Annotated in this window: 16 protein-coding genes and 1 pseudogene; 6 read left to right on the top strand and 11 right to left on the bottom strand. The window is 67.1% G+C overall.

Annotated elements, in window-relative coordinates:
• The coding region (locus G3I65_RS15415; RefSeq protein WP_160695799.1) for an IS3 family transposase at positions 1–868 on the top strand (868 nt) is incomplete at its 5' end.
• A gap of 41 nt (positions 869–909) precedes the next feature.
• Here the strand turns inward: G3I65_RS15415 and G3I65_RS57305 are convergent.
• Both G3I65_RS57305 and G3I65_RS15410 read right to left on the bottom strand, forming a co-directional pair.
• Positions 910–1,131 (bottom strand): hypothetical protein, encoded by a 222-nt coding sequence (locus G3I65_RS57305; protein ID WP_239070939.1) that lies wholly within the window; start codon positions 1,129–1,131, stop codon positions 910–912.
• The gene (locus G3I65_RS15410; RefSeq protein ID WP_239070937.1) at positions 1,128–1,925 is read right to left on the bottom strand and encodes a hypothetical protein; all 798 of its coding nucleotides are present in this window, start codon (positions 1,923–1,925) and stop codon (positions 1,128–1,130) included. Before G3I65_RS15410 ends, G3I65_RS57305 begins: the two co-directional genes overlap by 4 nt.
• Before the next feature lie 399 nt (positions 1,926–2,324).
• Here G3I65_RS15410 and G3I65_RS15405 point away from each other — a divergent pair, with 399 nt between their 5' ends.
• From G3I65_RS15405 to G3I65_RS15395, 3 genes are all read left to right on the top strand, one after another.
• Positions 2,325–2,711: a transposase gene (locus G3I65_RS15405; RefSeq protein ID WP_255481892.1), complete on the top strand. Its 387-nt coding sequence runs from the start codon at positions 2,325–2,327 to the stop codon at positions 2,709–2,711.
• A 281-nt stretch (positions 2,712–2,992) separates the two neighbouring features.
• Positions 2,993–3,325, top strand: coding sequence for a hypothetical protein (locus G3I65_RS15400; protein WP_160695797.1), 333 nt, complete (start codon positions 2,993–2,995; stop codon positions 3,323–3,325).
• A gap of 218 nt (positions 3,326–3,543) precedes the next feature.
• On the top strand, positions 3,544–4,272 hold the full coding sequence (locus tag G3I65_RS15395; RefSeq protein ID WP_160695796.1) for a hypothetical protein: 729 nt from the start codon (positions 3,544–3,546) through the stop codon (positions 4,270–4,272).
• Positions 4,273–4,358: 86 nt separating this feature from the next.
• Here the strand turns inward: G3I65_RS15395 and G3I65_RS15390 are convergent, their stop codons facing one another.
• The 6 genes and pseudogenes from G3I65_RS15390 to G3I65_RS15365 form a co-directional block, all read right to left on the bottom strand.
• The gene (locus tag G3I65_RS15390; protein ID WP_160695795.1) at positions 4,359–5,207 is read right to left on the bottom strand and encodes a hypothetical protein; all 849 of its coding nucleotides are present in this window, start codon (positions 5,205–5,207) and stop codon (positions 4,359–4,361) included.
• Positions 5,204–5,431, bottom strand: a complete 228-nt coding sequence (locus G3I65_RS15385) for a hypothetical protein (protein ID WP_239070935.1) — start codon at positions 5,429–5,431, stop codon at positions 5,204–5,206. Before G3I65_RS15385 ends, G3I65_RS15390 begins: the two co-directional genes overlap by 4 nt.
• Before the next feature lie 156 nt (positions 5,432–5,587).
• Positions 5,588–5,725: pseudogene (locus G3I65_RS57300) on the bottom strand (ribose-phosphate diphosphokinase); the annotation flags it as partial.
• A gap of 63 nt (positions 5,726–5,788) precedes the next feature.
• Positions 5,789–6,637 (bottom strand): hypothetical protein, encoded by an 849-nt coding sequence (locus tag G3I65_RS15380; RefSeq protein ID WP_160695794.1) that lies wholly within the window; start codon positions 6,635–6,637, stop codon positions 5,789–5,791.
• A gap of 4 nt (positions 6,638–6,641) precedes the next feature.
• Positions 6,642–6,926, bottom strand: coding sequence for a hypothetical protein (locus G3I65_RS15375; RefSeq protein WP_163046660.1), 285 nt, complete (start codon positions 6,924–6,926; stop codon positions 6,642–6,644).
• A 207-nt stretch (positions 6,927–7,133) separates the two neighbouring features.
• A complete protein-coding gene (locus tag G3I65_RS15365; RefSeq protein ID WP_160695793.1) occupies positions 7,134–7,508 on the bottom strand; it encodes a helix-turn-helix transcriptional regulator in 375 nt (124 codons plus the stop codon).
• A 111-nt stretch (positions 7,509–7,619) separates the two neighbouring features.
• On the opposite strand from G3I65_RS15365, the gene G3I65_RS15360 reads away from it, so the two are divergent.
• Positions 7,620–8,285, top strand: a complete 666-nt coding sequence (locus tag G3I65_RS15360) for a CBS domain-containing protein (protein WP_160695792.1) — start codon at positions 7,620–7,622, stop codon at positions 8,283–8,285.
• A gap of 729 nt (positions 8,286–9,014) precedes the next feature.
• Here the strand turns inward: G3I65_RS15360 and G3I65_RS15355 are convergent.
• From G3I65_RS15355 to G3I65_RS15345, 3 genes are all read right to left on the bottom strand, one after another.
• Entirely contained in the window at positions 9,015–10,145 is a 1,131-nt protein-coding gene (locus G3I65_RS15355) for a catalase family protein (RefSeq protein WP_239071199.1), read from the bottom strand.
• 25 nt (positions 10,146–10,170) lie between these two features.
• Positions 10,171–10,908, bottom strand: coding sequence for a hypothetical protein (locus tag G3I65_RS15350; RefSeq protein WP_160696716.1), 738 nt, complete (start codon positions 10,906–10,908; stop codon positions 10,171–10,173).
• Between the two features lie 112 nt (positions 10,909–11,020).
• The gene (locus G3I65_RS15345; RefSeq protein WP_160696715.1) at positions 11,021–11,776 is read right to left on the bottom strand and encodes a hypothetical protein; all 756 of its coding nucleotides are present in this window, start codon (positions 11,774–11,776) and stop codon (positions 11,021–11,023) included.
• A gap of 737 nt (positions 11,777–12,513) precedes the next feature.
• On the opposite strand from G3I65_RS15345, the gene G3I65_RS15340 reads away from it, so the two are divergent.
• A complete protein-coding gene (locus G3I65_RS15340) occupies positions 12,514–13,290 on the top strand; it encodes a hypothetical protein (RefSeq protein WP_160696714.1) in 777 nt (258 codons plus the stop codon).
• The last annotated feature ends 68 nt before the right edge of the window (positions 13,291–13,358 follow it).

The following is a 13,358-nucleotide window of genomic DNA, read 5'->3' as shown; positions in this document are numbered from 1 at the left end:
CCCGCTCGTCCGTGAACTGGCCGCGGCCGGCGCCCCCGTGCGGGTGCCGGCCGCGGTGACGTGCAGGGTGCTGGGGATCTCCCGGCAGGCCTACTACCAGTGGTGCGCTGCCCCGGTCTGTCAGCGGGACTTCGACGACGCGCATCTGATCAACGCCGCGCTCGAGATCCATGCCGACGATCCGGCCGATGGGTACCGGTTCATCGCTGACGAACTCGCCCGCCGCGGGTTCACTGCCTCGGAGAACCGGGTGTGGCGGATCTGCTCGATGCAGAAGATCTTCTCGCTGCACGCCAGGAAGAAAGGCCGTTCCCGCCAGGCGGGGCCGCCGGTGCACGACGACCTCGTGCGCCGGGACTTCACCGCCGCCGCGCCGAATACCAAGTGGCTGACCGATATCACCGAGCATCCCACCGGTGAGGGCAAGCTGTACTTGTGTGCGGTCAAGGACTGCTACTCCAACAAGATCGTCGGATACTCCATCGCCTCGCACATGCGGGCCTCACTCGCCGTCAGCGCGCTGCGCAACGCGATCGCGCTGCGCGACCCGCACGACGTCGTGGTCCACTCCGACCGCGGAGCCCAGTTCCGATCGGCGGCCTACCAGCGCCTGCTGCGCGGTCATGGGCTGACCGGGTCGATGGGTCGGGTCGGTGCGTGTGGTGACAATGCTGCGATGGAGTCGTTCTTTTCGTTGCTGCAGAAGAACGTTCTCGATACCCGCCGGTGGCGCACGCGGGAGGAGCTCCGGTTGGCGATCGTGTCCTGGATCGAGACGAAGTATCACCGCAAACGCCGCCAACGCGCCCTGGGCAAGCTCACCCCGGTCGAGTTTGAGACCATCTACACGGCCACGTCAGCGGCCTGAGAAACAGTCAGCTCCGGTGTCAACCGAAGTCTGGGCAGACCCTACTGCCATGGCAGCCTCTTGCGAATCACGCCGTCCAGCACCGCGGCCGCGACGAAGATCCACAGCAGCTTGACCTCCCAGCCACCGGCGTGCTCGAACGTGCCGTCCACCAGCACGAACACGACCACCCCCACAACGCAGGCGGCCGTCAGGACACGCAGCCACAGGCCCGCGGCGCCCAGCCGGGCACGCAACGACCACGCGCCGGCGAGCACGATCACACCGAGCAGGACCGGCAGAACATAGGTTCGAGGATCGGCTCGTAGCCCACCGAACTCGGTCGTCCAGAACCGGAAGAGCCCTTCTCCCCATATGTCTCGGTGCACCCGGTTAGCTGCGCGAGCGCCGAAGGGAGCCCGCCTGCGAGCGTGATCATGCCGAAATACAGCACCGGTGCCGCACCGAGCACGAGGACGTCGACGACCGTACGGCGCCACCACCGGGTGTTCATGGGCCGCTGCGCCGGGTGAAAGAACAGGATTAGCAGCGCGACCGGCACGGAAAACATGAAGCTCTGTTTGACGATGACCGCGAATCCCAGGCAGAACAGACCGAGCCGGCGGCGCCACCGGGACCCCGACCGCAGGCCGGTGTCGAGAAGCCACCAGCCGACCGCGATCAAGAAGACACCGTCCACGGTGTGCCACGCCATCGTCGGATACGCGTTGAGGCTGATCAGCGCTGCGGCGAAGACCAGGCACAGCCGGAGCGGGCCCCAGCCCAGCGGAGACGTCCCGGTCAGCAACGCCACCAGAGCGAAAGTGGCGATGGTGAGCTGCACCATCATCACCCAGCTGGAACCGATCATCAGCGGCGCCGGTACCAAGTAGTCGACCAGGTGCAGGTACGCCGAACCGAACGGCCTCGGGCCCAGAACGTCGATCTGCGGGAGCTCGCCATGCAGGCTCCGCCAACTCTGCGCCAGGATCAAACCCTGATCACTAGGGTTGAACCCGAACCGGCCGATCCTGGCGACGACGGCGGCGCTCAGCAGGCAGATCCCACTGACCAGCACGATCGCGCGTGGCCACCGCTTCCGCGCGACCGGACGGGACCCGCCGTGCCGCTCACTTCGACAACATCGGTCACCAATGAGACCTCCATGATCGAGATCGACCGACAGCGCTGTTCTCATACTCGACCGGTCGCTGCATGCCACAGACGTGTGGCGGTGTCGCCCGCCATCTAAGTCGACACCCCAATTCCACCACTAGTCTGCCGCGTTCCTCTTTCGAGTGAAATGATGGAACACCAACCCAACCGGCCGCAGCGCGTGATCTGGCGGCGTGTCGTGGGCATGAAGAGGGCCACCGCGTGATCGACTTCAAGGTGTGTTGGAACTCAAAGAAGACACGGTGGCCGCGTAATGGACAGTAGCCGATGATCGCCTGGCCCTACTGGCGGCAGGCAGCGACTGCCGCACTTCTATCGCCGGGACGCCGACGTGGCGCGCGACGACCTCCGCTCTCATGTGCTGGACAACCTCGGTGACCCGGGCGCGACCGTGGCGGCCGATGAGGCGGGTTTCCGAAGAAGGGAAGCAAATCCGCCGTTGCGCAGCGGCAGTAGTGCGGTCACTGCCGGGCGGATCGAGAACTGCCGGCTCGGAGTGTTCTTGACCCGTGTCTCGGTCAACGGGCTGGCATTGATTGACCGCGAACTCTACCTCCCGGCGTCGTGGACCGGCGATCGGGAACGCCGCGCGGAAGCCGGTTACGACTTCGAGTGGTTCACCGCCAATGAGGCCTACGACGACAACTCCAGCCTGCGCGACTGGGGCGAACTGACCGGACTCAACTAGCAAACCCTCCGAGCCGGCTTACTACATCTGCCACAGCGCCTATCCCATGCCTGTCACCGAACTCGTCCGCGTCGCCGGTATCCCGGTGGGCGATTGAATGCTCGCCGCCGCGTTCCTCGCCTTCGCCACCCACGCCATTGCGGAGCAGCTAGTACCCTTATCCTGCAACGAAATCAGAAGACTCTGGTCTACCTTCACCGACCCCGCCCACCCTGAAGCACACTAACAGCGACAACGCACCAAACATCGGCATCCCCGACATGCACACATGGCGGACCAGTGTGGCGCAAGCCGATCCGGCACGGAACGACTGCGCCACCGAGCCGTCCTGTGACGGAGCCGTCCACGGGTTGGGCGGTGCACGGGCCCGCTCTCAAGGTCTCGGCCTCGACAATCATCAACTGCGCGTCGAACTCGAAGCAGCCGGCGACCTGTTCGAGCGGATCGATCAGTACGCTCCAGCCCTGGCAATCGTCGAGGTCCCGCTGACAGACTTCGACGAATTCCCTGTCATCCGCGAACTCCGACGTTCGCGTGGCTTCCTGCCGGGGCCCCGTGCACGCCCCGTCTTAACGCGAGTTGGCTCGATCTGGCATCGCGGCATGGCTACCTAAGGGGGCACTCAAATTGATCGAACCTGCTCGTCACCAGCCACCGGCAGTCGACTTGCAAAATTGCTAAACTGCTTAGATGCTTGAGGTAGGTCGTGCCCCGGTCGCCGCAAAGGAGAGTTCGTGTGAGTCTCGATCGGCCGTCGTCGGAGACTGATCCCCAGCGGGTGGCCGTGGTGTCCGACGGAAGTGCGTTACCGCTGGGTGCCGATGTGAGTGCCGTGCTGGGCACGGACGCGACGTTGATCGGCGGCCTGGTCGGCGCGGCGGCGGTTCCCAGGGTGATCCTCGCCGATACTCCCGAGGGTCTCGCGGCCGGGGTGCGCGCGTTGCCTGCCGACGTCGGTGCGGTGTTGCTGGCCCATGTCGATGCACGCCGGGCTCACCGTGTCACGCATGAGCTGCAGGTCCAGGAAGTCCGTCCCACGGTGTCGGAGCACGACGTCAACGCCGTGGTGCTTGCTGCGGTTGCGCTGAAGTCGATGGCTTTCGACGGTCGGCGGCCGCGGCACTGCCGGGTGGTGCTGGCCGGTGCGGCGGAGTTGCCGATGCTGCCGGCGATCCTGACGGCCGGCGGCGTCGGTGACCTCTCCACGTGGAATCCGTCGGACTCCGCGGTTATTCCGCCGCACACCGTGCTGGACGGCGCGGACCTGGTGATCGACCTGGTCGGTGAGCCGTCACCGGCCCTGGGTTACCGCAGCGCCGGGCTTTCCGCGATCACCCGTGAGGACGCGCACGTCGCGCCGTTCGTCAGCGCCGGTCTGCTGCGCGCGGCCACGCTCTCCGCGGGACTGAACTTCGACGCCGAGGTGTTCGCCGCGTGCGCGCGGGAGCTGGCACCGTCCCTGCCGCGCGATCGGCCGATCGCGCGAGGGCAGGGTTTGAGGTTGACCGAGTTGGTCTCCGACATCGCGACAGGGGTGCACCGCAACCGACGCCGTCGTTGACGGGTCGTGCGCTCCGGCGCTTCACCCGGCAAGGTGCGTCGTCAAGTTCGTCACCATTGCCGCCCAGCAGTCGGGGCGGGCGGCTTTCACCGGGAATGTGCTGGCCGGAGGACGTCCACGGCAGCCTGGGCGACGCGGCTGACGAGGTCGGGATCGGACAGTTCCGGGAGCGCGCGGTCGACCGGCACCATGGTGGCCAGCGCCTGAGCACACGCGCGGTGCACCTCGACATGGCGGGCCGGATCGCCGGCCCATCCCGGGGTCGGCACATCCCACAGCGCCCGCAGCAGCCCAGGCAACGCCAGCAGGTGCGCGACGGGGTCGCGGGGTCTCCCGACCGTCTTCGGCACTGCGTCGCCGAAGGCTGGGTGGATCGCGTCCGCGGCGCCTGCCAGATCGATCACGATGCTGGTGTTGCGGGCGATGCCGGATAGCGGGTATCCGAGTGCGTCGGCCCTCGTCAAGGAGGCGATATCGCCGACGCCGGCCGCCATCAGCAGCAGGGGAAGCAGGGGGACGGTGTCCGCACCGGCCACGACCACCCGGGCGTCGAACGGCGCGATTTCGGCCCGGCGCAACGCCGCCAGTACCTGTGTGGCGAGGGCGATGCCGTGGGTGTCTTCTTCGGTGACGACCGGGATCCTCTCGCTGCGCCCCAGGTCGCTTTGGACGGTGCGGGCGCGCACGGGATCGGTCCGGGCCAGGAACACCGCCGTCGCGCCGGTCGGCAATGCCCGTACGGCCGCGGCGAGTTCCCCGGCGTCGCGAGCGGTGACCGCGACCGGGAACGGGTTCAGGAACGTGTGCGCTTGCAGCAACCGGACATCGACGCCGAGCGCGTCGAACACGTCACCCGGATCGTTGCCCTCGGTTGCGGAAAGGCCGCTCCCGTCGCTGACGATGGCCAGCCCGGCCGCGCCTGCCGATCGTCTCACGGCGAGTTCTCGAGGGCGGCGCGATCCTCGTCCAAGGCCGCACCGACCGCAGGCTGCACGAGCGCCGCGGTATCAACGTCGTGACGCGCGGCCAGCTCGAGCAGTTCCGCCAACCGGACCCGGTGGAGGTACGCCTCGTACGGATGCCCCGCCGCCGTGGCCGCGATGGTGGCGTCCTGCGCCTCCCCGATCCCCCGACGCAACTCGCTCGCGAACTCACTCATCAGCCCCGGCCTCCCGCCCAGCCCGTTCGAGACCTATAGAACCTACCATGTTCACAGTTAAGGAATTACGCAACTCCTGCACTCGGGTCGTGGGCCCCACTCCAGGACACGGATCCGCGCGTGGCGCTCGAGCGGGCGGGGCTGTCGACTCGCCCTCGCCAGCCGGACCCGGCCCGAGTCAGGCGCGACAACGGTGATGTCCGCGCCCGGGTGGGCGTGCTCGGCGAGCAGCGGCCGGGCCCGCAGATGGTCGGCCGGGCCGTCGAAGAACCTTCGGATCTGCGCGGTGCGCAGGTGGAACCGCGAGCGGGGCAGGACGGAGGACCGCAGTTCACACGGCCCCGCCGGCAGTGGTCGTCAGGACGTGTTCTGCCGGGTGCGGAACAACTGGGTGACCGAGTCGGTCACCCGATGGGTCAGCGCCCGGGCCTTCCCGTGCGACACCGGCCAACCGGCGCCGGCAGCGGCTAGCGCCAGCGCTGCAGTGTGGTAGGTCTCGACGTCAAACCACGCACCGGCCGAGGTGCGCAGGGCGGCCCGCAGCAACCCGGCAGCGGCGCACGGCGCCGTGTACGCGTCGCCGCGGGTGATCACGATCATCCCGAGGTCGTGCTCGGCCGCGGCCCAGCCGGGAAGGCCACCGACCAGGTCGAGCACCGCGTGCGCGCCGGACACCACGTTCCGCAGGGGGAGCCTCCCGGCATCGGCCGGATTCCAGAGGGTGAGGTCCGCGAAGCCCGCGGCGACCAGCAGCGGGGCCAGGATCGGCAGCTCCCGGGCACCGGCGAGGACGACGCGACCGCACTGGAGGCCCCCTGACCGCCGGCCGTGTCCGGTCACCGCGCCCAGCAGCGCCGCGGTGAGGGCGATCGCGGTCGCGTCCTGGTCGGTCACCACCGGCCGCGCGCCCCCGGCGCGCAACTCCTTCTGGGCCGCGCGGGTCCGGCCAGGGTCGGCGTGGGTCAGCAGGACCGCCCCGGCATCCGGGGGCAACGCACGAACACCGGCGACGAGCTGGGCCGCGTCCGTGGCGTCGAGGGTCACTGGGCGTACCGGGACCTGCGCGAGCCCGCCGAGGTGTCTCGCGAATTCCTGCACGATCAGGTCGACGGCCACGCCGCTGCCGCGCAGGGCGCTGCCGTCGGAGACCACCGCGGCCCACCCGGACTCCTCACCGGTGCCCGGCTCGTGCTTGCCACTCGTCATCGGGTCAGTCCTGATACGGCCGGTTCACCAGCACGGCGGGGTCGACCCAGCCGGTCGTGTCCACGTCGTGGCGGTCGATGCGCAACTCGACTCCCCGGTCCAGTCCCGCGTCCCGCGCGGCCGTCAGAGCATCCAGGGCGCTGGCGCAGGCGAATCCACCCCTTCCATTTGACCGATCCATGTTCTCGATAGTTAATGAAGTTTGCAAGTCATGGTCGTTGCCGGCGTAGGAGAAGTTGAAGCTCTTGTTGATCAGGCGGGAACCACGTCCGCCACCGCGCTGCAACACCGTAGGCGTCGGCGTGCCGGGGCGAGGCCACCTGCCGGGCACCGTAGCGGCCGGCGTCGTACACCCGCCCGAACGCCGAGCCGATCTCCACCTCGCAACCGTTGCCCGACCCGGCGGCCACATGCCGGACCGCCCGGCCTGGGGGATCTTGGGCCACGAACTCAGCACACCGTGCTTCCTGACGTGTGATCGCGAACGTGCGGCGACTCACCCGCCCCGCAAGCCGCGCGTCCGCGGAGCGAGTTCTGCGGACGCCGCCGGCATGCGCAGGTCGTCGAGCAGTTCGACCTGGCCGGTGAGCACGCTGGTCAGGATCTGCCGGGCGACCCGCAGCAGCTCGGCCACGTGCGGGCTGGTCAGTGAGTAGTAGACGGTCGAGCCTTCCTTGCGGGTCACCACCAGGCCGGCGCGGCGGAGCACGGCCAGTTGCTGGGACAGGTTCGCCGGTTCGATCCCCACCTCCCCCAGCATCTCCGCCACCGCGTGCTCCCGCTCGCTCAGCAGCTCCAGCGCCCGGATCCGGACAGGATGCCCCAGCGTCTTGAAAAACTCGGCCTTCGCCTGGTACAGGAGCCTGCTCACAGACGCTCCTCACTCACACTTTCACCGACGATAGGCAGCATCATCAACAGTTGCTAAGATTAGCAACTCTGAAACCTGCTGGCGCAGCGAGTGAACCACAGCGAGGTCGCGATGCCCGGATCACGCGTCGCCGACGTCATGACGAGGACAGTCATCACGGTCGTGGTCGACACCCCGTTCAAGGATCTCGTCGCCACCATGATCGGCCACAGTCTCGACGCCGTCCCGGTGATCGACTCGTACGGCCGCCTTCTCGGTGTCGTCGCGGACGTCGACCTCCTCCCGAAGCTGGAGTTCCACTGCGGCGCCGAACTGCCCCCACTGCTGGGCGGCCTGCGCGCGCGTGCCCGGTGGCGCAAGGCCGCCGCGCTGACTGCGGCCGACGTCATGACCACGCCCACCATCGGCGTCCGCGACGACGCGCCCGTCGAGGACGCGGTGCGCGGGCTGGCCAACGGACAACTCCGCCGGCTCTGCGTCGTCGACGCTGCCGACCGGCTCGTGGGTGTGGTGACCCACCTCGACCTGCTCGGGGTGTTCCTGCGCAGTGACGTCGCCATCGAGGACGACATCGAGCGGCAGGTGATCGGCTCCCCGTGCTCACCGGACACGGTGACGGTGCGGGTCGCCGACGGCGTCGTCACCCTCGATGGGCGGCTGCGGCTGCGCATCATGGTCGAACGGACCGTCCGGCTCACCAGCGCCGTTCCCGGCATCGTGGCCGTACGCAACCACCTCCGCTTCGACGTCGACGACCTGATGATCACCGGCTTCTGACTGCCGGCGCGATCAGCGGACCGGCGAACATCGCGCCCTCTCCGCACGACACCGAGTCCCGCACAGGATGTCGGCCAGGCACAACTCGCCCGTCAGGGCCGAGCACGAGGTGCAGGCGGACATCGATTCGGCTTCCTACGGACCAGCGCACGGAGTCCGGGGACTGACCGGACGAGCAGCACGATCGATCGCTGGGCCACGACGGTCGGCTCGACTCAACCTCAGTCAGCATCCACTTTGCGTGGCCGCCCGCCACCGGCACCCTGACCCGGTCGCGCCGCAGCCCACCGCTCGATTTCCGCCCTCCGACCGAGAGCCCAACCCGGCGTCCGCCCGACAACGACATCCGGCTCCGGAAACGGATGCGACCCAGCATACCGAGAACGCCAGTTCGCCACCGCACGATGCCCGACACCGAACCACGACGCAATCTCCACCATATCGGCATAACGGAAAACCGTGCCCGGCGGCGCGACCGGACCGTCCGAGAACTCCACCCCGCGAAACTAGCAGGAACAACCAAGTACAGCCGGACACGCGACGGGCTTGGCGCGTCGGCCGGATCGAGACCCCTGGCTGTCAACGACCGCAGTGGCGGCAATTTGCCCCCTGCCTGCCTTGATCTTGCACGTGGCGCCTGCGACAGCGCCGCTGCTGCACACGAGGGACAATCCGTTGCGGACGGCGTCGACCGCCGAGAGATCCCGCTGGCCCCGCGGGTCGGATGATTCAGCCGGGGAGTTCTTCGATACTCCGAGGTTCGACGCGTGGCACGGCGTTCATGGCGTGCCTGAAACTGGTGGATGCCTCGTATGCCTGGCGCCGGACACGCATGATCGAGCCGAGCGGACGGTGTGCGGCCAAGGCGTGCCATGGGTTGAAGGACAGCACGTCGTCGGCGTACACGCGGCGTGCCGCACTACCGGCGTCCTGCGGCGGGAAGCTGAGCTTCGCGATCGGCAGGTGCGGCGACTCGGACTCGGGCCACAGCACGGACGCGTCCTCGACGGGCATGGTGGAGATGTCCGTGCACAGCTGCGCCCTGAGCTCGTACTCCGCGGCGTTGTCGCGGAAGAAGTCGACGACGAGCTCTCGCAGCACCCCGTCCCCGTCGCGGTCGATCGGAACGCCGGTCAGCGTGCGGACTGGCTCGGACAGCGGCGCGGCACTGATCTTGGCGAGGTAGTCGCCGTAACGCAGGGCGGCCATCGAGTGGAACGTCTCGCCGAGGATGTGGGTGTTCGGCATGCCGAGTCCAGCTACCGGTGCGGGCTTCGGCAACTGGACCGCGTCAAGCACGTGCCCGGCGGTGCGGGCGACGACACCCGCCACCTTCAGCGCCGCATCCGGTACCTTTGCTTGTTTCTTGGCCAGGCGCATGGCCGCCAAGTACGCCTCGACGTGCCCGAACGGGATGGTCGGCTTGTTGACGAGCAGGAAGTCCTGGTTGCCGGTGTCGTCGTCTGGCAAGGCCCGCGGGCCGGGTACACCGAGAACCTTCACGGCGAACCCTCGCAGGCCGGCGATCTGGTCGCTGCGGATCTCGCCTGCCGCGGTGGACAGCCGCACCATGACGGGGTAGCTGGCCGGCTGGCCGAACAGCCCTTGCCTCAGTACGCCGGGCAGGTCCGGATAGACCGTCAGGTCGCCGCGCAGGACGCCGTGGCTCTTGGCGTGAGCGTCCCGCGTCGCATGCTGGTGCTTGTCGTAGGCCACCGCGTTCAGGGCGTGCAGTTCATCGACGATCTTCGCGACGATCTCGTCCTCGTCCGCGCGACGATGCTCGACTTCGGGGGTGTACTTGAGGTAATTCATCCAACTCATCTTCATGAATGCTGCAGGTGGCCGAAAATTCCGCAACGAGGGTTACAACCGGTACAAACCCTCAGGGCTTCGGCAGGGACACGACGTCTGAGCCGGCAGCATCGCAACGGGCAACCTGCTCCTCGGGTGTCATCTTGCGCGAGCTGACGACGACTCGGCCGGCCTGTCCCGCACTGCCGTCGTCAGGGTAGTCAACGCCGACCTTGAGCTTGTACTCCCTGGGCGACTGCCACGGCCGGAATGACGATGATTCGGAGACTGTGACGTCGGCTTCGAACGGCTGCAACACCTGTGCACGGGAGATCCAGCCCACATAGCCGGGTTTCACCGTGATCGCCGCGTCGCTGCCCGTGGAGTACGCCTCTTCCCAGGTGTGACTGTAGGATGCCTTCACACTCGCCGTCACAGACGCGAAGACGGCGCCGGCGGACTGACTGAGCGTGAGCGAACCACCGATCGACACCGATGACTTCACTGTGTCATCCCAGCGAATCCGCTTGGTGGAAGTCTGGTCGGCCGAGCAGTTCCAGAGACTGTCCGACACCTGCTTGTAGTCGGTCAAATATGCCTCACCCTTGACAGGACTGCCATAAGAACATTTCATGTTGGGGTAGTGGCAAGCGCTCGTCAGCAGGAAGCCGACAGGAAGCCGACGACTGCCGTCGGTGCTGGTCACCCACTGGTCCGCCGGATCGGTCTCGGCCGCCAGCGCGGGCGAAACGGTTGCCGTGATCAGCCCCAGTGACGCCAGGGCAAGTGCCGCAAAGTGCCGCAAAGGGCGGCGCACCCTCAAATTCATGTTTGATTCGTTTCTTCCGGCCTCGACAGCGAGGTTCCAAGGATTTGAAATCGAAGAGGTTGGGCACACCCCGCGGCACCATGCCACGAAGAATTGGCGGACGGAGCCGGTGTTACGGCTTCGCTGGAAATGCCGCTCCGGCGGGATCCCGGGGACAGGAATCCAGCTCCGCCTGGGTCATCGGGCGGGTATGGGTGGATGTGTTCCCTGCCGCCCCTGGGACCGGGGCACCGACGCCGGCGATGAACTCGTACTTGCCGGTCACCTTGTCGTTCTGCCACTGGTCCTGGTCGGTGACGGTGATCGTGCTGCCGAAGCGCTGCATCGGCACCGAACGCTCGACCCAGGCGGCCTGGCGCGGGCCCGCCTTCACGGCGGTGGATTCAGCCGTGGTCCGCGATTCACCCCATGTCGTACCGAAGGTCGCGGTGATCTTGGCACTCACCTTGTAGAACACAGCGTTCGCCTCGACGGCGACGCCGGCCTCCGCGCCGAGGAAGTTCGTCTGCCCGACGGTTTCCGACCAGGACACGGACGTGTCGGCAGGCAGGTCGGTGCAGTTGTAGAGCATGTCGCCGACAACGCGCCGAGGGCTGTCGTACCGCTCCCCCTTGACGGGCCGGCCTGCCGTGCAGCTGATCTTGTGGCCGTACTGGTCACGCCCCGATTCGCAGTGGGACAACAGTTCGCCCACCGTCCTCCCGTGCTCCGGGTCGAGCTGGTTGTACACCATCCGGTCGGAGCCGTCGTTGCCATCCGCGTGAGCCGGCGGTGCGGCCGCACCGACCAGCCCGAGTGACGCGAGGCAAACTCCTGCCACCGAGCGGCGCCCACGGCGCTTCTTCGACATACGTACTTGCTCGTTCATGACACTGTCGCTTCTTCCCAGCCTCGACTGCGTGCAGATCGAGGGATCTTGATCGAGCGTTGGGCCGCCCGAGCCTGGCCAGGCGGCTTTCTGGCATCGATCGTGGCGAATCGGACACACCCCGTGGTGTCCCCTGATCGGATGAACGGGCGGGTGACATCACGGTCAGCTTCACCGGCGACATCACGCTCCTCGGCCGGTTTTGGGCAGGCGCGGGCCGGCGCAGATGAAGCCCAGCCGCGCCGCGGCGGAGTTCGGCTTGGCGAACACCCGGTTTCGTCGCCGGCGTCGTAGTAGGCCGCACGATCAGCTCGTGCCCCGGCGGATCTCCTGTTCGCGGCCCCACCCGATGTCGTCGGGGTCCTCGAAGGTACCCATCGGGTCGAGCACGAAGACCAATGGACATCCCGCCGGCTCCCATGAGACGCCATGTGCAACGGGTATCGGGCGCCGACGGTGAGACGGTCGTAGCCGAACTGCCGAGCTCGTTCTGCCGGTACCGTTGAATGAACAAGCACCCACGAGGTGCTTGGCCGCGAATAGCGATGGCCGGCCGGCGCAATCCCGGCAACGTGTCTTGAACCCGTGATCGGCGCATGTACGGGCAAGTTGAGCACGAGGTGTGCCGGTCCTCGCCGTGCCCTCATACCTGCCGAAACGTGCACCCTGCCGACATGCAGGACCACTAGCGTGACCATCGCGGACCGTGACTACACAACTCCCCCTTTGAAGGTTTCATGGCGACCCGCGAAGACCGAGTGCGGTTCTGGCTCTCCGCGCCGCTGGTGAACTTCAGGCAGCAGCGGCGCAGTGATCCAGCCGCTCACTGGACAGTGCACTTCGAAGCCTTCCTCATCGAACTGGGCGTCGGTGACGGTGAATACGATCCGGTAGCTCAAGCCATGAGTACTCAGCTCGACGCCATAGCGGATGACGACGAGCGCGACGCCTTCATCGAGAGCGACGAGTTCGAACAGATCGCGTACAAGCCAGAACTCTATGAGACCAACGCCGGCGCGCCGGCCGTTCCTGTCGTTCAGAATTTCAATACTCCCGAATGGCTGGGTTTCTGCGTAAGGCAATTGCCGAACTGGGACCGCTCCGAAGCATCCTGGCCCACGTTCTCCGACTGGTTCAAGGACGCAGCCCAACGGGAGGGAATGGCAAAGCTCGCCGACTTGTTTATCGCACAGTTCTCTGACGACGACCTTCCCGCGCGTGTCCACAACGCCAACGAATACTTCGCAGGCGCGCTCGAATACATGTCATCTACTAGCACCAGCCAGTCTGAGGAAGTCGCCGGCTCCGTCTCGTCACCCGAGCACCCCGATGCAACGGCGGCCGTGTACGGCGCCGACGCGAACGCCTGGTTCTACTTCTGCATCGATTACTTGCCCACATGGGACGATGACTGGAGCGACTTCCGTCGAACATTCATGGAGCAGGCTGCGGCAAGAGGCTTCGCGGACTGCGCCCGCGACCTCATGGAATACGCCGAGTCTGTACCCCCTTGACGCGCGCCGAGACTACCTCAACACGCATTTCACGCGGTCCAGGGCGCCCTCCGTCCCGATACCTCCGA

It is taken from the genome of Amycolatopsis sp. SID8362, from assembly GCF_010550475.1.
Taxonomy (GTDB): Bacteria; Actinomycetota; Actinomycetes; order Mycobacteriales; family Pseudonocardiaceae; genus Amycolatopsis; species Amycolatopsis eburnea.
Note: the sequence above shows the minus strand (reverse complement) of the source record. Positions and strands in the feature narration are given on the sequence as shown.

Excerpts from the sequence above, each read along its gene's own strand:
- G3I65_RS15385 (WP_239070935.1), bottom strand. The coding sequence starts at position 5,431 with ATGAGTGAGTTCGCGAGCGAGTTGCGTCGGGGGATCGGGGAGGCGCAG.
- G3I65_RS15380 (WP_160695794.1), bottom strand. The coding sequence starts at position 6,637 with ATGACGAGTGGCAAGCACGAGCCGGGCACCGGTGAGGAGTCCGGGTGG.
- G3I65_RS15360 (WP_160695792.1), top strand. The coding sequence starts at position 7,620 with ATGCCCGGATCACGCGTCGCCGACGTCATGACGAGGACAGTCATCACG.
- G3I65_RS15350 (WP_160696716.1), bottom strand. The coding sequence starts at position 10,908 with ATGAATTTGAGGGTGCGCCGCCCTTTGCGGCACTTTGCGGCACTTGCC.
- G3I65_RS15345 (WP_160696715.1), bottom strand. The coding sequence starts at position 11,776 with ATGAACGAGCAAGTACGTATGTCGAAGAAGCGCCGTGGGCGCCGCTCG.
- G3I65_RS15340 (WP_160696714.1), top strand. The coding sequence starts at position 12,514 with ATGGCGACCCGCGAAGACCGAGTGCGGTTCTGGCTCTCCGCGCCGCTG.